General features: G+C 56.6%; 31 protein-coding genes. 29 read left to right on the forward strand and 2 right to left on the reverse strand.

Annotation, left to right across the window (positions count from 1 at the left end):
• Nucleotides 1-99 precede the first annotated feature (99 nt).
• Both secA and G449_RS0104625 read right to left on the reverse strand, forming a co-directional pair.
• On the reverse strand, nucleotides 100-2679 hold the full coding sequence (gene secA, locus G449_RS0104620) for a preprotein translocase subunit SecA (protein WP_022658144.1): 2580 nt from the start codon (nucleotides 2677-2679) through the stop codon (nucleotides 100-102).
• Nucleotides 2680-3056: 377 nt separating this feature from the next.
• Nucleotides 3057-4325: a tetratricopeptide repeat protein gene (locus G449_RS0104625; protein WP_245559814.1), complete on the reverse strand. Its 1269-nt coding sequence runs from the start codon at nucleotides 4323-4325 to the stop codon at nucleotides 3057-3059.
• 863 nt (nucleotides 4326-5188) lie between these two features.
• Here G449_RS0104625 and rpsJ point away from each other — a divergent pair.
• The 29 genes from rpsJ to rplQ all read left to right on the forward strand — a co-directional run bounded on the left by rpsJ (nucleotide 5189) and on the right by rplQ (nucleotide 19791).
• Nucleotides 5189-5506, forward strand: a complete 318-nt coding sequence (gene rpsJ, locus G449_RS0104635; protein ID WP_022658146.1) for a 30S ribosomal protein S10 — start codon at nucleotides 5189-5191, stop codon at nucleotides 5504-5506.
• A gap of 12 nt (nucleotides 5507-5518) precedes the next feature.
• The gene (rplC, locus tag G449_RS0104640; protein ID WP_022658147.1) at nucleotides 5519-6148 is read left to right on the forward strand and encodes a 50S ribosomal protein L3; all 630 of its coding nucleotides are present in this window, start codon (nucleotides 5519-5521) and stop codon (nucleotides 6146-6148) included.
• An 11-nt stretch (nucleotides 6149-6159) separates the two neighbouring features.
• Entirely contained in the window at nucleotides 6160-6792 is a 633-nt protein-coding gene (rplD, locus tag G449_RS0104645) for a 50S ribosomal protein L4 (RefSeq protein ID WP_022658148.1), read from the forward strand.
• A 1-nt stretch (nucleotide 6793) separates the two neighbouring features.
• Nucleotides 6794-7084 carry a 50S ribosomal protein L23 gene (rplW, locus tag G449_RS0104650; RefSeq protein WP_022658149.1) on the forward strand — a complete coding sequence of 97 codons (291 nt, stop codon included), beginning with the start codon at nucleotides 6794-6796 and terminating at the stop codon, nucleotides 7082-7084.
• Nucleotides 7085-7086: 2 nt separating this feature from the next.
• Nucleotides 7087-7935 carry a 50S ribosomal protein L2 gene (gene rplB / locus G449_RS0104655; protein ID WP_022658150.1) on the forward strand — a complete coding sequence of 283 codons (849 nt, stop codon included), beginning with the start codon at nucleotides 7087-7089 and terminating at the stop codon, nucleotides 7933-7935.
• A 9-nt stretch (nucleotides 7936-7944) separates the two neighbouring features.
• Entirely contained in the window at nucleotides 7945-8229 is a 285-nt protein-coding gene (gene rpsS / locus G449_RS0104660; RefSeq protein ID WP_022658151.1) for a 30S ribosomal protein S19, read from the forward strand.
• 9 nt (nucleotides 8230-8238) lie between these two features.
• Nucleotides 8239-8577 carry a 50S ribosomal protein L22 gene (rplV, locus tag G449_RS0104665; RefSeq protein WP_022658152.1) on the forward strand — a complete coding sequence of 113 codons (339 nt, stop codon included), beginning with the start codon at nucleotides 8239-8241 and terminating at the stop codon, nucleotides 8575-8577.
• 3 nt (nucleotides 8578-8580) lie between these two features.
• Nucleotides 8581-9222, forward strand: a complete 642-nt coding sequence (gene rpsC / locus G449_RS0104670; protein WP_022658153.1) for a 30S ribosomal protein S3 — start codon at nucleotides 8581-8583, stop codon at nucleotides 9220-9222.
• Nucleotides 9222-9635: a 50S ribosomal protein L16 gene (rplP, locus tag G449_RS0104675; protein ID WP_022658154.1), complete on the forward strand. Its 414-nt coding sequence runs from the start codon at nucleotides 9222-9224 to the stop codon at nucleotides 9633-9635. Before rpsC ends, rplP begins: the two co-directional genes overlap by 1 nt.
• On the forward strand, nucleotides 9636-9866 hold the full coding sequence (gene rpmC / locus G449_RS0104680) for a 50S ribosomal protein L29 (protein WP_022658155.1): 231 nt from the start codon (nucleotides 9636-9638) through the stop codon (nucleotides 9864-9866).
• A 2-nt stretch (nucleotides 9867-9868) separates the two neighbouring features.
• Nucleotides 9869-10132: a 30S ribosomal protein S17 gene (rpsQ, locus tag G449_RS0104685; protein WP_022658156.1), complete on the forward strand. Its 264-nt coding sequence runs from the start codon at nucleotides 9869-9871 to the stop codon at nucleotides 10130-10132.
• Nucleotides 10133-10141: 9 nt separating this feature from the next.
• A complete protein-coding gene (rplN, locus tag G449_RS0104690; RefSeq protein ID WP_022658157.1) occupies nucleotides 10142-10510 on the forward strand; it encodes a 50S ribosomal protein L14 in 369 nt (122 codons plus the stop codon).
• Nucleotides 10511-10519: 9 nt separating this feature from the next.
• Nucleotides 10520-10852 (forward strand): 50S ribosomal protein L24, encoded by a 333-nt coding sequence (gene rplX, locus G449_RS0104695; protein ID WP_022658158.1) that lies wholly within the window; start codon nucleotides 10520-10522, stop codon nucleotides 10850-10852.
• Between the two features lie 9 nt (nucleotides 10853-10861).
• Nucleotides 10862-11401: a 50S ribosomal protein L5 gene (rplE, locus tag G449_RS0104700; RefSeq protein ID WP_022658159.1), complete on the forward strand. Its 540-nt coding sequence runs from the start codon at nucleotides 10862-10864 to the stop codon at nucleotides 11399-11401.
• A gap of 10 nt (nucleotides 11402-11411) precedes the next feature.
• Nucleotides 11412-11597, forward strand: coding sequence for a type Z 30S ribosomal protein S14 (locus G449_RS0104705; RefSeq protein ID WP_012624307.1), 186 nt, complete (start codon nucleotides 11412-11414; stop codon nucleotides 11595-11597).
• 102 nt (nucleotides 11598-11699) lie between these two features.
• Nucleotides 11700-12080 (forward strand): 30S ribosomal protein S8, encoded by a 381-nt coding sequence (rpsH, locus tag G449_RS0104710; RefSeq protein WP_022658160.1) that lies wholly within the window; start codon nucleotides 11700-11702, stop codon nucleotides 12078-12080.
• A 10-nt stretch (nucleotides 12081-12090) separates the two neighbouring features.
• Nucleotides 12091-12630 carry a 50S ribosomal protein L6 gene (gene rplF, locus G449_RS0104715; protein ID WP_022658161.1) on the forward strand — a complete coding sequence of 180 codons (540 nt, stop codon included), beginning with the start codon at nucleotides 12091-12093 and terminating at the stop codon, nucleotides 12628-12630.
• 11 nt (nucleotides 12631-12641) lie between these two features.
• Nucleotides 12642-13001, forward strand: a complete 360-nt coding sequence (rplR, locus tag G449_RS0104720) for a 50S ribosomal protein L18 (protein ID WP_022658162.1) — start codon at nucleotides 12642-12644, stop codon at nucleotides 12999-13001.
• A gap of 1 nt (nucleotide 13002) precedes the next feature.
• Entirely contained in the window at nucleotides 13003-13515 is a 513-nt protein-coding gene (gene rpsE, locus G449_RS0104725) for a 30S ribosomal protein S5 (RefSeq protein ID WP_022658163.1), read from the forward strand.
• Nucleotides 13516-13517: 2 nt separating this feature from the next.
• Nucleotides 13518-13694, forward strand: coding sequence for a 50S ribosomal protein L30 (rpmD, locus tag G449_RS0104730; protein ID WP_022658164.1), 177 nt, complete (start codon nucleotides 13518-13520; stop codon nucleotides 13692-13694).
• Nucleotides 13695-13711: 17 nt separating this feature from the next.
• Complete coding sequence (gene rplO / locus G449_RS0104735; RefSeq protein WP_022658165.1) at nucleotides 13712-14176, forward strand: 50S ribosomal protein L15; 465 nt, start codon at nucleotides 13712-13714, stop codon at nucleotides 14174-14176.
• A 121-nt stretch (nucleotides 14177-14297) separates the two neighbouring features.
• Nucleotides 14298-15611: a preprotein translocase subunit SecY gene (gene secY / locus G449_RS0104745; protein ID WP_022658167.1), complete on the forward strand. Its 1314-nt coding sequence runs from the start codon at nucleotides 14298-14300 to the stop codon at nucleotides 15609-15611.
• Between the two features lie 62 nt (nucleotides 15612-15673).
• Entirely contained in the window at nucleotides 15674-16468 is a 795-nt protein-coding gene (gene map / locus G449_RS0104750; protein WP_022658168.1) for a type I methionyl aminopeptidase, read from the forward strand.
• Between the two features lie 137 nt (nucleotides 16469-16605).
• Nucleotides 16606-16719 carry a 50S ribosomal protein L36 gene (rpmJ, locus tag G449_RS18050; protein ID WP_005027799.1) on the forward strand — a complete coding sequence of 38 codons (114 nt, stop codon included), beginning with the start codon at nucleotides 16606-16608 and terminating at the stop codon, nucleotides 16717-16719.
• A gap of 15 nt (nucleotides 16720-16734) precedes the next feature.
• On the forward strand, nucleotides 16735-17103 hold the full coding sequence (rpsM, locus tag G449_RS0104755) for a 30S ribosomal protein S13 (RefSeq protein WP_022658169.1): 369 nt from the start codon (nucleotides 16735-16737) through the stop codon (nucleotides 17101-17103).
• A 123-nt stretch (nucleotides 17104-17226) separates the two neighbouring features.
• Complete coding sequence (gene rpsK, locus G449_RS0104760) at nucleotides 17227-17616, forward strand: 30S ribosomal protein S11 (RefSeq protein ID WP_022658170.1); 390 nt, start codon at nucleotides 17227-17229, stop codon at nucleotides 17614-17616.
• Nucleotides 17617-17663: 47 nt separating this feature from the next.
• The gene (rpsD, locus tag G449_RS0104765; protein WP_022658171.1) at nucleotides 17664-18290 is read left to right on the forward strand and encodes a 30S ribosomal protein S4; all 627 of its coding nucleotides are present in this window, start codon (nucleotides 17664-17666) and stop codon (nucleotides 18288-18290) included.
• Nucleotides 18291-18302: 12 nt separating this feature from the next.
• Nucleotides 18303-19346: a DNA-directed RNA polymerase subunit alpha gene (locus tag G449_RS0104770; protein ID WP_022658172.1), complete on the forward strand. Its 1044-nt coding sequence runs from the start codon at nucleotides 18303-18305 to the stop codon at nucleotides 19344-19346.
• Nucleotides 19336-19791, forward strand: a complete 456-nt coding sequence (rplQ, locus tag G449_RS0104775; RefSeq protein WP_022658173.1) for a 50S ribosomal protein L17 — start codon at nucleotides 19336-19338, stop codon at nucleotides 19789-19791. Before G449_RS0104770 ends, rplQ begins: the two co-directional genes overlap by 11 nt.
• Nucleotides 19792-19795: the final 4 nt, after the last annotated feature.

A 19795-nucleotide genomic window follows, 5' to 3' on the forward strand; every position in this document is an offset into this window, starting at 1 on the left:
AGCATGGTTGCTGGTACGCACAGAGCATGGAACATAGAAAGGCGGGGTTGTCCCCGCCTTTTGTGTCTCTTGGTATAGCGATCTAATGCAATTACTTGGCTACTTATCCTGCCCGCAGCACTTTTTGTACTTTTTGCCGCTGCCGCAGGGGCAAAGGTCATTGCGGCCAATACGCGGCGCGGCCTTGGCGGGCTTCTTGGGGTCTTCCGAAATGCTGCCGCCGCTGGAGTAAGAAAGCTGCGAGTTGCTTTCCTTATGGCGGTATTCCCGCGACACGGGGGAATGCTGCATCTCTTGGACCGGCGCTTCCACTTCCTGCTGCTCGGGTTCGGCGGGGATAGGCTCAATCTGTACACGGATGCGCGTAAGGGCGCGGAACACGCTTTCGCGAATCTGGAACAGCATGGCCTGGAACATTTCAAAGCCTTCGCGCTTGTATTCCAGCTTGGGATCGCGCTGGCCGTAGCCGCGCAGACCTATGCCGTCGCGCAGGGCGTCCATGTTGCGCAAATGTTCTTTCCAGCAGCGGTCAAGCTCTTCCAGCAGGAAGTAACGAAGAATGTCGGCATAGGTGGGGCCGGTTTCCGCCCTGAGCTTGTCAAGAATGCCCTGTGCCATAACCTCGGTTTCTTCGCGCTCGGGCAGGCGCGCGCCTTCTTCAAGCACCCTGTCGAGGTTGAAGACCTCGCGCAGACGCGCCAGAGCTGCGGCGCGTGCTTCGTCCTGGCCGTCCACAGGCAGGGATGCCAGCGGGCTGTACACGTCATCCAGCACATCACTCATGAATTCCTGCAAAACAGGCTCAAGGTTTTCCTCAACCATGAGCTCGCGGCGCAGGGTGTAGATAACTTCGCGTTGCTGGTTCATGACGTTGTCATAATCGAGCAGGGTTTTGCGTATTTCAAAGTGGTGGGCTTCCACACGCTTTTGCGCGCCTTCCACCGCGCGGGTAACCATGGCGTTCTCAATGGCTTCGCCATCGCGCAGGCCAAGTTTTTCCATGAGGCCCTTGATACGGTCAGAGCCAAAGAGGCGCATGAGGTCGTCTTCCAGCGAAAGGTAGAAGCGCGAAGAGCCAGGATCGCCCTGACGGCCCGAGCGGCCACGCAGCTGGTTGTCGATGCGGCGGCTTTCGTGCCGTTCTGTGCCAAGAATGTGCAGGCCGCCCAGATCCACAACGCCTTCGCCCAGCATGATGTCTGTGCCGCGGCCAGCCATGTTGGTGGCGATGGTGACGCGGCCTTTCTGGCCTGCCAGCGCCACAATCTCGGCTTCTTTCTCATGCTGCTTGGCATTGAGCACGCTGTGCGGAATGCCGAGTTTGCTCAGTCTGTGCGAAAGCATTTCGGACGTTTCAATGGAAATTGTGCCCACAAGCACGGGCTGCTCTTTTTTGTGCAGTTCGGCAATGGCTTCAACAATGGCGTCAAACTTTTCCTGCCGCGAACGGTAGATGAGGTCAGGATAATCCTTGCGGACCATGGGCCTGTTGGGCGGAATGGAGATAACCTCAAGGCTGTAGATCTGATGGAACTCCACAGCTTCGGTATCCGCAGTACCCGTCATGCCCGAAAGTTTGTCGTACAGGCGGAAGTAGTTCTGGAAAGTGATGGAGGCAAGCGTCTGGTTTTCCGCAGCGATGGTGACGTGTTCCTTGGCTTCCAGCGCCTGATGCAGGCCATCTGAATAGCGGCGGCCAGCCATTAGGCGGCCAGTGAATTCGTCAACAATAATTACCTGATCTTCCTGAACAATATAATCCACATCGCGCTTGAAAATCTGATGTGCCTTGAGCGACTGCATCACATGGTGCTGGGCCGTGATGTTTGCGGGGTCAAAAAGATTGTCCAGCTTGAGCAGTTCCTCACACCGGGCTACGCCTTCATCGGTGAGCATGGCGGTGCGGGCTTTTTCGTCAACCGTGTAGTGCTCGGCGGTGAGCTGACGGACAATGTCGTCCACCGTGCGGTACATGCCCACCGATTCATCAGATGCGCCGGAAATGATGAGCGGCGTTCTGGCTTCGTCGATGAGGATGGAGTCCACTTCGTCCACAATGGCAAAATTGTGCCCGCGCTGCACCAGCTGGTTGGCGTAGAACTTCATGTTGTCGCGCAGGTAGTCAAAGCCGAATTCATTGTTGGTGCCGTAGGTGATGTCCTTGGCGTATTCGGCTTTGCGCTCTTCGTCATCAAGGCCATGCACGATAACGCCCGTGCTCAGGCCGAGGAATTCATACAGCTGGCCCATCCAGGCCGAGTCGCGCTTGGCGAGGTAGTCGTTGACCGTGACGACATGCACGCCTTTGCCCGACAGGGCGTTGAGCACTACGGGCAGGGTAGCTACAAGGGTTTTGCCTTCACCAGTCTTCATTTCGGCAATTTTGCCCTTGTGCAGCACCATGCCGCCGATGAGCTGCACGTCATAGTGACGCATGCCCAGTCTGCGGCTTGAGGCCTCGCGCACCAGAGCAAAAACTTCGGGCAGCAGAGCGTCCAGAGTCCTGGTGCCGTCCTGCACTTCCTGACGGTATTGCGCTATGCGTACAGGAAAATCGGCATCGGCCAGTTGCTGCATTTCAGGCTCGAACGCATTGATGCGCTGCACCATGGGGCGGAGCTTGTGCAAGTAGCGGTCGTTGGTGCTGCCGAAGATTTTTTTGAAAAGAAAACCAAACATGAAGTCTCCTTACTAGAGCATTTTCACTTTGAAATGCTCGCTTACCGCCTAAGTATCTCTACTGTCTCGTCCGTAACGGAAAAGCAACTGTGGCGCGGATTTTTCAGTATCCGCGCTGTGCAGACAAACATTTTCGATCTGATCTGTCTAGCACAATGGCCGGTCGCTTGCGCGGCGCAAACACCAATGTTGGGTGCGCTGCGGAATATGCTTAAAGCGCAATGTCTTACCCCAAAGGGGACAATTCACGGCATCTCTTAAAAATAAGACATAACATTGCGGTTGGCAATGTGACGCGGCAAAAATATTATTGGTTAGAGAGCCGGTGGGGAGGTGCAAGTGCGCCAATACCCGTGCCAGCAGGCAACCTCACAGAATCATTTTTTTGCGCGCTCCAAGCCTTGAAGGGCAAGTTTCATGCCGGGCTTGAGGGCAAGGGCCAACTGAAAAAACTGTACCGACCTGTCACGGTCGCCCGACTGAAGAAAGACCGCTCCAAAGTTACAGGCGATGGAAGCGCTGCTCTTGACCATTTCTGGTTCCAGATCCAGAGCCTTTACCAGATTTGCCTTGGCCTGAATAAAATCCGCGCCTTCAGCAAAGGCCATGCCTACATTATAATAGAGCGTTGGATCATCAGGGGCGATTTTGATGGCGCGCTTGTATTCCGTAATGGCGTCCTGCCAGCGGCCCTGCCTGCGCAGGCTGATGCCCAGCTGGTTGAACAGGGCCAGATCTTCCCGTCCAAGTCGTTTGCCCTTGGCTTCCAGACTGCTGCGGAGAAATTTTTCTGCCTTCTCCGGGTCGCGCTCGCCATAAATGCTGGCAATGCGGCTTGAAAGCGCGCTGAGGCCATCGGCAGCTTCCCGGTTCATCTGCACCACAGCTTTTTCAAAAAAGGCCTCGGCCTTTTCCACATCGCCGTTGGCAAGATGAGCCTCACCAAGGCTGACCTTGCGGTTCACGTTGAGGGGCGAGATCGAATCCAGCTTTTCGAGGTAACGTACCTGCTGGGGCACATCCCCTATTTCCGCGTACATTTCTGCAAGGCGTTGAAGCGGGGCGAGGTAGAGATCGGCAGATTTGGCGGCAGATTCATAGGCAATACGGGCTTTGTCGTATTGCTGGGTGGCGCGAAAAATATCGCCCATAAGCAGAAACGCCGCAGCGCTGCCAGGCTTGAGCTGCAAAACTTTCTGACAGGCGGTCAAAGCCATATCGTATTTTTTTTGCGCCAACAGTTTCTTTGCCACGTCAATGACCTGCCCCAGCTTGCTTTGCGGCCTCAGGGTAAAAGCCATTTTTTCAATGAGCGTATTGGCAGAAACAGGCTTGGCGATAAAGTTGTCCGCCCCGACCTCGTGGAGCAGCATGAGGCGGTCGCGCTGCACATCGCTTGTAAGCACAATAATCTTAAGCGCGGTAAAGGCCTGCTTGATCTGGCCCACGAGGAAGCTCAGATCCTGTCCGCCGATACTGCGTTCCATAAAGATAAGTGGTGCTGGGTGCCGCGCCAGTATGTCGCGCAGCTCGCGCAGCATCATGCGGGGGTCCGCAGTGGCGGTAAAATTGCTCTGCGCCGTAAGCCCCATCTCTTTGGCAAGGGTAAGGCGCAACTGCGTGCAAAAGGCCTGGTCATCGCTCACTGCCAGGATATGTCCATTCTCTTTCGTAATATAATTAATGACAGTGTCTTGGTATGAATTAAGTTTTGCCCTGTTTGCGGCATCAATCATGGACATGGGATCTCCTGAAAATATTGACAGCCAAGATGACAAGTTAGCGCAAAATGGTGAAGACTGTGCGACAAAAGGGAGTCATCTTGGCAAATTGCCGGAGGGGTGCGGCTCTTTTAGTTTTTTGCAGGGGTGAGCGTCAAGGAGTATGATTGGCGCGGCAAAAAACCTTGATGACGCGATAAAAATAATGCAAAAATGGCTTGACGTTCAAGGGGAACTTGGATAGAAAAAATCTCCGCGCGATAAGAAGCAATTTTTATCGGCGTCCCTGGACGGCAGGGAAGGGTGGGTTGAGCCCATCCTGATGCACCCAAAGCGACCAGAGTATCTGGTTGCAGAGGGTTTTGACATGTGCAGGCGTTACCGAATGCCGGACAATGTCGAGCCGTTCCAGCCCAAAGACGGATCCCACCGCAGCCCCCAGGCCGCGCGTGACCCGGGGCTGTAAGGTAGGGGGATAGCCCCCATTTGGTGACCCTGCGGGACCGCTTGGCCGCTCCTTCTATGGAGTGGCTTAGCCTGGGCGACGCTGGGGAGCATCACGCGGATGATGCAGGCGCGTTCAGGCGTCCAATCTTCCGAATTCTTCCTGAAATTTCAGGCGTGATGCGCGCATTAGCGCAACCCCTTACGTTGCTCCGTTTTCCGTTCCTTGCCAGGGTGAGGTCGGCCCTTCGGGCCATGCTTCATGGCCCGCGTATGCTGTGAAGGAGCCCGCGCTCTTAGCCCAAAAGGCCGCGCGGGATGTTTTTGCAAACGGAGTAGGCACAATGACGACAGTTAGCAGCGATCGCATTCGGATCAAGCTCAAAGCCTACGATTACCGCATTCTGGATAAAGCCGTTGCGGAAATCGTGGATACGGCGCGCAATACCGGTGCCGGTGTGGCGGGACCAATTCCCCTGCCCACCAACATTCACAAGTACACCGTGCAGCGTTCCGTGCATGTGGACAAAAAGTCCCGTGAGCAGTTTGAAATGCGCATTCACAAGCGGCTCATGGATATCCTGGAACCCACGCAGCAGACCGTCGACGCGCTGGGCAAGCTTTCGTTGCCCGCCGGTGTGGACGTGGAAATCAAGCTCTAGCGAGAGGCAGTCATGGCTGAGAAAATGGGAATTTTGGGTCGCAAACTTGGTATGACCCGCATATTTGACGGCGCTGGCGCTGCCGTGCCTGTCACGGTGATAGAGGCCGGTCCGTGCCCCGTCACCCAGGTCAAAACTGCGGAGACGGACGGCTACAACGCCGTTCAGATCGCGCTGACCCCCGCTAAGGAAAAGCACAGCACCAAGGCTTTGCAGGGACACTTTGCCAAGGCTGGCAAGGGTCTTTTCCGCCATCTGCGCGAAATCCGCCTTGCGGGTGCGCCGGAACAGGAGCTGGGTCAGGAACTGACCGTTGAAATTTTCGCCGCAGGCGATACGGTCAAGGTGACCGGCACAAGCATGGGTAAAGGCTACCAGGGGCGTATGCGCCGCTGGAATTTCGCCGGTTCCAAAGATACCCACGGCTGCGAAAAGGTGCACCGCAACAATGGTTCCATTGGTAACAACACCTTTCCTGGCCACGTTTTTAAGGGTCGGAAAATGGCGGGCCATTGGGGCAATGAAACCGTTACGGAAATGGGCCTGACCATCGTTGATGTGCGTCCTGAGGACAACGTCATTCTGGTCAAAGGTTCCGTGCCCGGCCCCAAGAACGGGCTGGTGCTGATCCGCAAGCAGTAGAGGAAGCAGCAATGGCTACCGTGAAAGTATATGACCAGAACAAGCAGGAAAGCGGCGAAATCACGCTGGCTTCCGACGTGTTCGAAATCGAGGTGAGGCCCGAAATCCTCAATCTCGTGGCGCGCGCCCAGATGGCGGCCAAACGTGCCGGCACGCATATGGTAAAGACCCGTGCGCTGGTTTCCGGCGGCGGTGCTAAGCCCTGGAAGCAGAAGGGTACGGGCCGTGCACGCTCTGGCTCCAACCGTTCGCCCATTTGGCGCGGTGGTGCCGTTATCTTCGGACCCAGCCCCCGCGATTACAGTTTCAAGGTTAACAGCAAGGTGCGCGCCCTGGCCATGAAGATGGCCCTGTCGAGCCGCCTGGCTGCCGCAACCCTGATGGTGGTCAAGGGTATTGAACTGCCCGAAGCCAAAACCAAGCATTTCGCCAAGGTTGCCGACACGCTGGGCCTTTCCAAGGCTCTCATCGTGACGCCCGCAGAAGACAGCGCGCTGGTTCGTTCCGCTCGCAACATTCCGGGTCTCACCTTGACCACTGTCGATCGCCTGAGCGTGCTTGAAATCCTCAAGCACAAGCAGCTCGTTCTGCTTGAAGGCGCTATCGAACCTGTTCAGGCGCGTTTCGCAAAGAAGGGGGCGTAAGATGGAAACTACTTCTGTTCTGCTCAAGCCCCTGCTGACCGAAAAGACGACCTTGATCAAGGACGAAGCCCAGCAGGTGGCCTTTATGGTTCATACCCTGGCCAACAAGCTTGAAATCAAGCTGGCCGTGGAAAAGGCTTTTGATGTTAAAGTGGAAGCGGTCAACGTTGTGCGCCGCGCCCCCATGAACAGGGAGCGCCAGGGTCGCGTTGTAGGCCGTAAGCCCGGCTGGAAGAAAGCGTATGTTACGCTGCGCCAGGGCGATAAAATTGAGTTCTTCGAGGGAGTGTAATCATGGCTGTCCGCAAGCTGAAACCGACCTCCGCGGGGCGTCGCTTCCAGACGGTTTCCGACTTTGAGGAAATCACCCGGACGCGCCCTGAGAAGTCGCTCACTGAAGGCCTCACCAAAAAGGCCGGTCGCAACAATCTGGGTCGAGTCACCAGCCGCCGTCGTGGTGGTGGTGTCAAGCGTCTGTACCGTATCATCGATTTCAAGCGCGATAAGGCTGGCGTTGAAGCCACTGTTGCGCACATTGAATACGATCCCAACCGTACCGCCCGTATCGCGCTGCTCCATTATTCGGACGGCGAAAAGCGCTACATCCTCGCTCCGGTTGGCTTGAAACAGGGTGACAAAATCATGTCCGGCATCAACGAGCGCAATGGCGTCGTGGCCGACATCAAGCCCGGCAATGCTTTGCAGATGGCCCGCATCCCTGTGGGTACCGTCGTGCACAACATTGAGCTTTACCCCGGCAAGGGCGGCCAGATGTGCCGCGCCGCCGGTACCTACGCCCAGCTGGTCGCCAAGGAAGGCAACTACGCCCTGCTGCGTCTGCCCTCGGGCGAAGTGCGCAAGGTGCTTGCTACCTGCGTGGCTACCGTGGGTCAGGTTGGCAATGTGCATCACGAAACCATCTCTCTGGGCAAAGCTGGCCGCAACCGCTGGCTGGGTCGTCGTCCCAAGGTTCGCGGCGTTGCCATGAACCCCATCGACCACCCCCTGGGCGGTGGCGAAGGCAGAAGCTCTGGTGGCCGTCATCCTGTGTCGCCTTGGGGTATGCCTGCCAAGGGTTACAAGACCCGCGACAAGAAGAAGGCCTCTTCCCGGCTGATCATCAAACGCCGCGGCCAGAAGTAGGAGTAGCTCATGCCGAGATCGTTGAAAAAAGGGCCGTTTGTTGACGGCCATCTGATGAAAAAGGTCGACAGCACCGTGGCCAACAGCGACCGCCGTGTAGTCAAGACCTGGTCGCGCCGCTCGACCATCCTGCCCGAAATGGTGGGACTGACCTTTGCGGTGCACAATGGCAAGAAGTTCGTGCCGGTGTTCGTTACCGAAAACATGGTTGGCCACAAGCTGGGTGAATTTTCGCCCACTCGTACCTTCCATGGGCATGCCGCCGACAAAAAGGCCAAGGCCGGCAAGAAGTAGGGTAGGCATATGGAATCTAAAGCTATTGCAAAATTCCAGCGCGTTTCGCCGCGCAAGACCCGTCTTGTGGCCAAGAACGTGCAGGGTCTTGGAGTGGAGGAGGCTATGAACCTTCTGCGCTTCACGCCCAACAAGCCCGCTGGCGTGCTTTTCGGCGTGCTCAAGAGCGCGTTGGCCAATGCCTCGCAGCTGGGCGGCGTTGATGTGGATGCCATGGTGGTGAAGGAAATCGTGGTGAACGAAGGCCCCACCTGGAAGCGCTTTATGCCCCGGGCTCAGGGCCGGGCGACCAAGATTCACAAGCGCACCAGCCACATCACCGTTATACTCGCAGAAGGGCAGGAATAGGCTATGGGTCAGAAAGTACATCCGTTCGGGTTCCGGCTTGGGTATAACAAGAATTGGCAGTCCCGCTGGTTCAGCAAGAAGGACTACCCTGCCTTTGTCTATGAAGACAGCAAAATCCGCGCGTTCGTGAAGAAGCTCCTGTTTCATGCCGGGGTTTCCAAGATCGAGATCGAACGTGCCGGCGGCAAGGTACGGCTTATCCTTTCCACCGCTCGCCCCGGTATTGTTATCGGTCGCAAGGGTGTGGAAATCGAAAAGCTTCGCAACGATCTTCGTCAGAAGTTCGGCCGCGAGTTCTCTCTTGAAGTGAACGAAATTCGTCGCCCCGAAGTGGACGCCCAGCTGGTGGCCGAGAACATCGCCCAGCAGCTTGAGCGCCGCGTGGCCTTCCGGCGCGCCATGAAGCGTACCGTGTCCATGGCCCGCAAGTTTGGCGGCGAAGGCATCAAGGTAACCTGCGCCGGACGTCTGGCCGGTGCAGAAATCGCCCGTACCGAATGGTACCGCGATGGCCGAGTGCCCTTGCAGACCCTGCGTGCCGACATTGACTACGGTTTTGCCGAAGCGCACACCACCTACGGCATCATTGGTGTCAAGGTGTGGATCTATAAGGGTGAAATCCTTGACAAAGAGGTTGATCAGTAATGCTTGCGCCCAAAAGAGTTAAATTCCGCAAGTGGCAGAAAGGCCGCCTGCGTGGCCTGGCCACCCGCGGCGCCACCATTGCGTTTGGTGATATCGGCCTTAAAACCGTGCAGCATGGCCAGCTTTCCAGCCAGCAGATTGAAGCTGCTCGTATCGCCATGATGCGTCACATCAAGCGTGGCGGCAAAGTGTGGATCCGTGTGTTCCCCGACCGCCCCGTAACGGCCAAGCCTCTGGAAACCCGTCAGGGTTCCGGTAAGGGCGCGCCCGTGGGTTGGTGCGCTCCGGTCAAGCCCGGCCGCGTGCTGTATGAAATCAAGGGCGTGAGCCTTGACCTCGCGCGTGAGGCGCTGACTCGCGCCGCTCACAAGCTGCCCGTTAAGACCATCATTGTGGTGAGGGAGGGCATCTAAATGGCTGCCAAGAAAAAGACCGAAACCGCCGCCCGGCCCGCCGCACAGGATCTGCGTTCCATGAACGTGGAAGAACTGCGCACGGCTCTTACCGAGCAGCGCCAGGAACTGATGAACGCCCGCTTCAAGCATGCCGCTGCGCAGCTTGAAAAGACTTCCGAACTGAAAGTCATGCGAAAGCAGGTGGCGCGCATCGAGACCGTATTGAACGAAAAGGAACAGAGGGCCTGAACATGCAAGCTCTGGAAGATCGCAAGGGCAGAATGCTGACCGGCATTGTGGTGAGCGACAAGAACGACAAAACCATTGTCGTGCGCGTCGAGACCCTGGTCAAGCATCCTCTGCTTAAGAAGTATGTGAGGCGCCGCAAGAAGTTCACGGCTCATGATCCCATGAACGAATGCGGTATGGGCGACAAGGTTAAAATTGTGGAGTTCCGTCCGCTTTCGCGCAACAAGCGCTGGCATCTGGTCTCCATCATTGAAAAAGCCGTGTAGGGTAGTGCCATGATCCAGGTAGAATCGACGCTTCAGGTGGCCGATAATTCCGGCGCCAAAAAGGTTGCCTGCATCAAGGTGCTGGGCGGTTCACACCGCCGCTACGCCTCGGTGGGCGACATTATCGTGGTTTCCGTTAAGGAAGCAATGCCCCACAGCAAGGTTAAGAAGGGCGATGTTATGAAGGCTGTTATCGTGCGTACCGCTAAAGAAGTGCGTCGCATGGACGGCAGCTACATCAAGTTCGACGGCAACGCCGCTGTGTTGCTCTCCAACCAGGGTGAGCCGGTAGGTACGCGTATCTTTGGCCCCGTGGCCCGTGAGCTGCGCGCCCAGAACTTTATGAAAATTATTTCGCTGGCCCCGGAAGTGCTGTAGGAGACCGTCATGAAAATGTATCGCATCCGCAAGGACGACAAGGTGATGGTAATCGCCGGCAAGGACGCGGGCAAAATCGGCAAGGTGCTGAAGATCCTGCGCAAGAAGGATCGCGTGCTTGTGGAAAAGACCAACATGGTCAAGCGCCACATGCGCCCCAACCCCTATGCCCAGCAGCCTGGCGGTATCGTGGAAAAGGAAATGCCTATCCACGTGTCCAACCTTATGGTTGTCTGCTCTGCCTGCGGCAAGGCCACTCGAGTGGGTTACAAGACCATCGAGTCCGAGGGCAAGGAAAAGAAAGTGCGCTTCTGCAAAAAGTGCAACGAAGTAATGGAATAAGGTGATACGATGACACGCCTTGAAAAGATATATAGAGAGAAGGTGGTTCCGGTACTGCAGAAGGAGTTCAGTTACTCCTCTTCGATGCAACTGCCCGGTATCGAAAAGATCTCTCTGAACATCGGCCTTGGCGCCGCTAGCTCGAACAACAAGCTGATGGAAGAAGCCATGGCGGAACTTACCGCGATTGCTGGCCAGAAAGCTGTGGTTACCCGGGCTAAAAAGTCCATCGCCGCATTTAAGCTGCGCGAGGGCATGCCCATTGGTGTGCGCGTCACCCTGCGCAAGGAACGCATGTGGGACTTTCTGGACAAGCTCATGAACTTTGCCTTGCCCCGAGTGCGTGACTTCCGTGGTATCCCTGACCGCGGTTTCGATGGACGCGGCAATTTCACCCTGGGCATCAAAGAACACACCATCTTCCCCGAACTGGAAGCTGACCGTGTTGAAAACCCCAAGGGCATGAACATCACCATCGTCACCACGGCAGCCACGGACAAAGAAGGCAAGTTCCTTCTCGACCAGCTTGGCATGCCGTTCCGCAAGTAGGAGTTAAGCCATGTCCCGTACTTCTCTGGAAGTAAAGGCCAAGCGCAAGCCTAAGTTCAGCGCCCGCGCCTACAATCGCTGCCCGCTTTGCGGTCGCCCCAGGGCTTTCCTGCGTCAGTTCGGCATCTGCCGTATCTGCTTCCGCAACATGGCCCTTCGTGGTGAACTGCCTGGCGTGCGCAAGTCGAGCTGGTAAAATTTCCGGGCGTGAAAACGCCCGGGAGGCGCGCCCTGCGCGCCAGCGGGAAGTGGCGGCATAGTGCCGTCAACCCCGCCCCCAAACTCTCAGGAGCATTCGATGTTGACAGATCCCATTGCGGATATGCTCACCCGTATCCGCAACGCGCATTTGGCCCTGCACAAGGAAGTAAATGTGCCGAGCTCGAAGATGAAGGAATCTTTAGCCGCCATCCTCAAGCAGGAAGGTTACGTCGAAGACGTGGCCGTGGCCGAAAAAAACATTGTTATTACCCTTAAGTACCAGAAGGGAAAGCCCGTCATCAGCGGGCTGAAGCGTGTGAGCACGCCCGGTCGCCGGGTTTATGTTGGCGCGCATAACATCCCCAGGGTGCAGAACGGCCTCGGCATCTGCATTTTGTCCACGTCCAGCGGCGTGCTGGACGGCATGACCGCCCATGAGAAGAAGGTGGGCGGCGAACTTCTGTGCGAAATCTGGTAGGCGGTGCACCATGTCGAGAATAGGTAGACTGCCCGTTGCCGTTCCCAATGGCGTTGAAGTCAAGATCGGAACGGATGTTGTGGAAGTTAAAGGGCCCAAGGGCTCGCTGAGCACCCCTGTCTGCTCTCTGCTCACTTACGAGCAGGCCGATGGTCATGTGACCCTTGGCCGTATAGAAGATACCCGCCAGAGCCGTTCGCAGCACGGCCTGCGCCGCACCCTTCTTGCCAACTGCATTGAAGGCGTTACCAAGGGCTTCTCCAAGGGCCTGGAAGTTATCGGCGTCGGTTACCGCGTGGCGGTCAAGGGCAACATTATCGAGCTTTCTGTGGGCTATTCCCACCCTGTGCTCGTTGAACTGCCCGACGGCATCAAGGCCGTGGTTGAAGGTCAGGTTCTGACCCTCTCCGGCATCGACAAGGAACTTGTGGGCGAAATGGCCGCCAAGATTCGCCGCATTCGTAAGCCTGAACCCTACAAGGGCAAGGGCATCAAGTACGTTACCGAGACTATCCGCCGCAAGGTTGGTAAGTCCGGCGGCAAGAAGTAGGGGGGCGCGTCATGAAATACAGCAAGAACGAATCCCGGCAGCGCCGCAAGATCCGTATCCGCAAGAAAGTCAACGGCACCTTTGTGCGCCCGCGTCTGGTTGTGTTCAGGTCCAACCTGCACATCTACGCCCAGATCATCAACGATCTGGACGGCGTGACCCTGGCTGCCGCCTCTACCCTTACGCTTTCCAAGACCGAAGCCGGCATGCACTGCAACAAGAGCGGCGCCGAGATGGTGGGCAAGGAAATTGCCCGGATGGCCAAGGAGAAGAATATCAATCAGGTGGTATTCGATCGCAACGGGTACATTTATCACGGTCGCGTCAAGGCCGTAGCCGACGGCGCCCGCGAAGGCGGCTTGGAGTTCTAATATGCGTCAGGAAAATACTGAAACTCAGCAGAACGAGTTGGGCGAAATCGAAAAGATCGTTTCCCTCAACCGCGTGGCCAAGGTCGTCAAGGGCGGTCGCCGTTTCAGCTTCAGCGCCCTCGTTGTTGTGGGCGATGGCAAGGGCGGCGTGGGCTTCGGTCTGGGCAAGGCCCAGGAAGTGCCGGAAGCACTGCGCAAAGCCACTGAACGCGCTCGCAAAAACCGCGTCCAGGTTGCCCTTGTTGAAGGCACCCTTCCTTATGAAGTGCTCGGTCGTTTCGGCGCCGGTCGCGTCATGCTGAAGCCCGCCTCTGAAGGTACCGGCATTATTGCCGGCGGTGCCGTGCGCGCCGTCATGGAAGCCGTAGGCATCCGCGACGTCCTCGCTAAGGCCATTGGTACCAACAATCCGCACAACGTGCTTCGTGCCACCATGCAGGGCCTCGTTTCCCTGCGCAGCGCCGAAGATGTTTCGGCCCTGCGCGGCAAGAAGCTGGAAGCCCCGAGGAAGTAACCATGGCAGAAATCAAGGTAAAACTCGTGCGTTCGCGCATTGGCTCCACGCCTGCGCAGCGCAAACTGCTGGACTCCCTTGGCCTCAAGCGCCGCGAGATGGTCAAGACGTTCAAGGATACCCCGGCTATCCGGGGCATTATCGCCAAAGTTCCGCATATGGTTGCCGTTGTTGAGTAACGGCCAAAGGATATACCATGCAACTGCACAATCTGTTTCCTTTTCCGGAAGAGCGTAAGACCCGCCGTCGCGTGGGCCGTGGCTCTGGCTCCGGTCTGGGCTGCACTGCGGGCAAGGGCCACAAAGGGCAGAACGCTCGCGCCGGTGGCGGTGTCCGCCCTGGTTTCGAAGGTGGCCAGATGCCCCTGCAACGCCGTTTGCCCAAGCACGGTTTTAAAAACGCCCCCTTTAAGGTCACCTACGACATCGTCAATCTTGATGCGCTCGTGTCGGCCTTTCCGGGCAAGACCACCATCACCCTTGACGACATGTACGCTCGCGGTATTGTCCGCATGGGCGCGCCCGTGAAAATTCTTTCGCGCGGCGAAGTCTCAGGCGCACTGTCGGTGGAGGCTCACAAGTTCAGCCAGGCTGCTGCGGAAAAGATCCGCCAGGCCGGCGGCAACGTCACTGAGCTGGAAGCGGTTTCTGCCGCTGAATAATTCAGGTGGCCGCGCGCAAGCGCGGCCTCACGGCTTTCACTGGCGTCATTGCCCGCCGCGAGGCGGGCAATGACGTTGCGCACATACTGCGCCACAGGCGCACAAACGCAACGAGTGTTTCATGGCAGTAGGATCGGCAAACAATATGGCGGGCCAGGCTTCGCTGACCAAACGCATCGGCTGGACCTTCCTGATTTTGTGCTGCTACCGCATTGGCGTTCATGTACCCATTCCGGGTGTTGACGCTTCTGCGCTGGCGTCGTTTTTTCAAAGCATGTCCGGCACGCTTTTCAGCTTGTTCGACATGTTTTCCGGCGGCGGCCTGTCCAACGTCTCGGTGTTCGCTCTGGGCGTCATGCCTTACATTTCGGCAAGCATTATCATCCAGCTTTTGCAGGTGGTCAGCCCCGACATCAAGCGCATGGCCAAGGAAGAAGGGCAGGCGGGGCGGCGTAAAATTACGCAGTACACCCGTTACCTCACAGTGCTTATCACCCTGGTGCAGGGCCTCGGCATTGCCGTTGGTCTGGAAAATATGACCAGCCCCGCTGGCGCGCCCGTGGTTCTGGCACCCGGCTGGCATTTCCGTCTTGTGACCATGGCTACCTTTACGGCTGGTTCCGTGCTGGTCATGTGGCTTGGCGAGCAGATCACGGAGCGTGGTATCGGCAACGGTATTTCGCTGATCATTTTCTGCGGTATCGTTGTGGGCATACCCCGCGGCGTTATCCAGTCTGTGGCTCTTATACAGGCTGGCGACATGAGCATTTTCATGGCAATTGTTATCGTGGTCTTGATGGCTGCGGTTACGGTAGCCATCGTGTTCGTTGAACGTTCGCAGAGAAGAATCCCCATCAGTTACGCCAAGCGTCAGGTTGGGCGTAAAATGTACGGTGGTCAGAATTCGCACCTGCCTTTGCGTCTGAACACGGCGGGCGTTATTCCGCCTATTTTCGCATCTTCGCTGTTGCTGTTCCCTGCTACCATTGGTCAGTTTTCGACCAACCATTATGTGAAGCAGGCAGCTGATTTCTTCTCGCCGCACGGCGTTGCTTACAACGTCCTGTATGTGGCCTTGATGTTCTTCTTCTGTTATTTTTACACGGCCATCATTTTTGATCCCAAGGATATGGCTGAGAATCTGAAGAAGAACGGCGGGTTCATCCCCGGGATTCGTCCTGGTGAAAAAACCCAGGAATACGTGGACACGGTGCTTTCGCGGCTGACCCTTTCGGGGGCCACCTATATTTCAATAGTCTGCCTGCTGCCCATGCTGCTCATCAGCAACTTCAACGTGCCTTTCTATTTTGGCGGCACGAGCTTGCTGATCCTTGTGGGCGTGGCCATGGACTTCATGAATCAGGTGGAATCACACATGATTTCCAGCCAGTATCAGGGCCTCATGGCCAAGGCGCGGAAGAGCGGCAGGCTCTAGAAAGCCAGGGCAGGCCTCGCTGGCTTGCCCCCGCTTTCGCAAGCGCGGATGGTGATTGTATAATGAAAAAGTATCACGGCGCATTCATCAAGAATGAAAGGGAAGTGGCCTGCCTGCGGGAAGCAAACCGCATGGTGGCCAACATACTGGATGCCGTGGGCGATGTGGTGGAGCCGGGTCTGCCTACCATGCGTCTTGAAGAGTTGGCGCGCGACATGTGCTCCGACTATAAGGTAAAGCCGGCGTTTTTGGGCTACTGCGGTTATCCTTTCGCCCTGTGCTGCTCGGTCAACGAGCAGGTGGTGCATGGTTTTCCTTCTGCGCGGCTGCTTAAGGAAGGCGATATCGTCAGCATCGACATGGGCGTTGTTTATGAAGGTTTTGTGGGCGATGCCGCTCGTACCTTTCCGGTTGGAAAGGTCAGCGATGAAGCCCGCAAGCTCATGAAGATAACGGAAGAAAGCCTGTACGTTGGCATTGAACAGGCCCGGGCTGGCAATGATGTCTACGACATCGGCGCAGCAGTTCAGGATTATGTTGAGGCAGCCGGTTTCAACGTTGTGCGACGTTTTGTTGGGCATGGCGTGGGCGCGAAAATGCATGAAAAGCCCGAAGTTCCGAACTTTAGGCCTGGCATGCGTGGGTTGACCTTGCAAAACGGCATGGTCATTGCCATCGAACCCATGGTAACTGTTGGCACCTACGAAGTGGACATTCTGGACGATCAGTGGACCGCCGTGACTCGCGACGGTTTGTGGGCCGCTCACTTTGAACACAGTGTTGCCATAACCCCAAATGGCCCCCAGATTCTCAGCATTTCGGACCGTGGTTTGAACCGGCACACAATTGAAGGTTGACATCAGCGTTAAAGCTGGATAAAGATTTCCGTTCCCGTCCTTAATTTTGAGGACTGCGGCCTGTTGTTCTATCGTGGCGAAGCCGCAAGCCGGATCTTTATTTGGTCAATGCAATGGTTTCTTATTGGAGATGAGGTATGAAAGTAAGACCTTCCGTCAAGAAAATATGCCCCAAGTGTAAGGTTATCCGGCGCAAGGGAGTGCTTCGAGTTATCTGCGAAAACCCCCGGCACAAGCAGCGCCAGGGCTAGGGCAGGAGACTAATTGTGGCGAGAATAGCAGGTGTTGATTTGCCTCGCGGCAAACGGGTGGACATTGCGCTCACCTACATTTATGGCATTGGCCGTACCACGGCCATGAAAATTCTGGATACCACCGGCGTTAACTGGGAGCGTAGCATTGACGACCTCTCAGCTGACGAAGTTAACGAGATCCGTAAGGAACTCGAACAGAACTACAAGGTGGAAGGCGACCTGCGTCGCGAAATCTCCAGCAACATTAAGCGCCTTATGGACATTGGTTGTTTCCGTGGTCTGCGTCACCGTCGCGGTTTGCCCGTGCATGGTCAGCGCACCCATACCAATGCCCGCACCCGTAAGGGACCCCGCCGCGGCGCCGTAGGCAAGAAGAAGTAGCGGTGCGGCTGCGCTTGTCGCAGTTTGTAAAGCGGATGCAGCAATAGTGCTGCCGTGAGGACGAACGGATTTTTCCGCCATTGGCGGAAAAGAATCTGACAAGCTTCCAATTTGAGGTTAGTTATGGCCAGATCCAAGAAAGTGGTCAAGAAAAAGGAAAAGAAGAACGTGCCGGTGGGCATTGCCCACATCCAGGCTTCGTTCAACAACACCATCATTACTTTTACGGATACGCGCGGCAATGCTGTCTCTTGGGCCTCCTCGGGCCAGAGCGGCTTTAAGGGTTCGCGTAAGTCCACCCCCTTTGCTGCGCAGGTTGCCGCTGAAACGGCTGCCCGCAAGGCTCAGGACAACGGCATGCGTACCGTGGGCATCTATGTGAAAGGCCCCGGTTCCGGTCGTGAAGCCGCCATGCGCGCTATTTCGGCTATCGGCTTCAAGGTGGCGTTCATCCGCGACGTTACGCCTATTCCGCACAATGGCTGCCGGCCGCCCAAGCGCCGCCGCGTCTAGTTTGCGCCTAGCGTAAACCGCGCCTAAACCGTAAGAGGTAAAGATAGATGGCTAAATATACTGAAGCCAAGTGCCGCATGTGCCGTCGCGAAGGCTGCAAGCTTTTTCTGAAGGGCGACCGTTGCTTCACTGACAAGTGTGCATACGACCGTCGTCCTTATGCCCCCGGCCAGCATGGCCGCGCGCGCAAGAAGGTCAGCGAATACGCAGTGCAGCTGCGTGAGAAGCAGAAGACCCGCCGCGCTTACGGCATTCTCGAACGCCAGTTCCATGGCTACTTCGAGAAGGCCGAAATGCAGAAGGGCGTTACTGGTACCAACCTGCTCGTTATTCTTGAACGCCGCCTCGACAACGTGGTCTACCGCCTTGGTTTTGCCAACTCGCGCAACCAGGCTCGTCAGCTCGTGCGGCACGGCATTTTCACCCTTAACGGCCGCAAGGTGAACATTCCTTCCTTGCAGGTTCGTGTGGGTGACAGCATTGAAGTGCCCGAAAAGAACCGCAAGATTCCCGTGCTCGCTGAAGCCCAGGAAGTCATTGCGCGTCGTGGTTGCCCCGCATGGCTTGAGGCCGATGGAGCAGCTTTTAAAGGCTCTGTCAAGGCGCTGCCGCAGCGTGACGATATCCAGTTCCCCGTCAACGAGCAGCTGATTGTCGAACTTTACTCGAAATAAGCGGGGGTTCGCATGCTTATAAAACAGGGCGAACGCCTTATAAATGCACGCAACTGGTCAGAGCTTGTGAAGCCCGATCAGATCATGCGCGAAGAAGAAACCGCCAGCATCACGCATGGCAAATTCATTTGCGAACCGTTGGAACGGGGCTACGGCACCACCATCGGCAATGCAATGCGCCGGGTTCTTTTGTCGTCCCTTCAGGGTGCGGCCTTCGTGTCGGTGAAAATCATCGGTGTGCAGCATGAATTCACCACGGTGCATGGTGTTCTTGAAGACATTACAGATGTCATTCTGAACATCAAGCAGGTGCGCCTGCGCATGGACACCGATGAGCCGCAGCGCATTACCCTGCGCGTTGACCAGAAGGGTCCGGTGACCGCCGGGCACATCATGGGCAACCAGCATGTTGAAGTGCTCAACCCTGATCAGCACATCGCCACCCTCACCGAGGATGTTGTGCTTGAGATGGAATTTGAGGCTCGCATGGGCAAGGGCTATGTGCCTGCGGACATGCACGAGGGACTGAACGAGGAAATCGGCGTTATCAAGCTGGATTCCAGTTTCTCCCCTGTGCGCAAGGTGGCCTACACCGTGGAACAGGCCCGTGTTGGTCAAATGACCAACTATGACCGCCTGTTGCTGGAAGTATGGACCGACGGCTCCCTCACACCCGAGGATGCCATTGCCTACAGTGCCAAGATCATCAAGGACCAGATTTCTGTGTTCATCAACTTTGATGAACGCGTGTCTGGCGATATGCGGCACGGCAGCGGCGAGAGCGGCGAAATCAATGAGCATCTGTACAAGAGCATTGACGATCTTGAGTTGTCGGTGCGCGCCACCAACTGCCTGCGCGGCGCCAACATTGCCCTTGTGGGCGAACTGGTGCAGCGTTCGGAAGGCGAGATGCTCAAGACCAAGAATTTTGGTCGCAAGTCGTTGGATGAAATCAAGGGTGTTCTTTTGGACATGGGCCTTGACTTCGGTATGAAGGTCGATTCCTTCGACAAGAAATATCAGGAATGGAAAAGGAAGCAGCAAAATGAGGCATAGCAATTCCGGCAGGAAACTCTCGCGTACGCCTGCGCACCGTAAGGCCCTGTTGCAAAATCTCGCTAAGGCCCTGCTGATCCACGGCAAAATCCGCACCACGGAAATTAAGGCCAAGGAGCTGCGCCGGGTGGTGGAACCCCTGATCACCCTTGCCAAGCGCAACGACTTGCACGCCCGCCGTCAGGCATACCGTGTGTTGAACGATCACGCTCTGGTTAAGCGCCTTTTTGACGAGATCGGTCCTGTTTTCGCTGGTGTTCCCGGCGGTTACACCCGTATCCTTAAGCTGGCCATGCCCCGTAAGGGCGACAACGCCCCCATGGCCATTATTGAGCTTTCCCGCGCTCTTGAAGCTGCTCCTGTTACGGAAGCCGCCGCTGAGGAAGCGCCTGCCAAGCCCAAGCGTACCCGCAAGCCCAAGGCTGAAGAAACCGCTGAAGCGTAAGAGC

Origin of the sequence: Desulfovibrio desulfuricans DSM 642, assembly GCF_000420465.1 — a bacterium.
GTDB classification, from domain to species: Bacteria; Desulfobacterota; Desulfovibrionia; order Desulfovibrionales; family Desulfovibrionaceae; genus Desulfovibrio; species Desulfovibrio desulfuricans.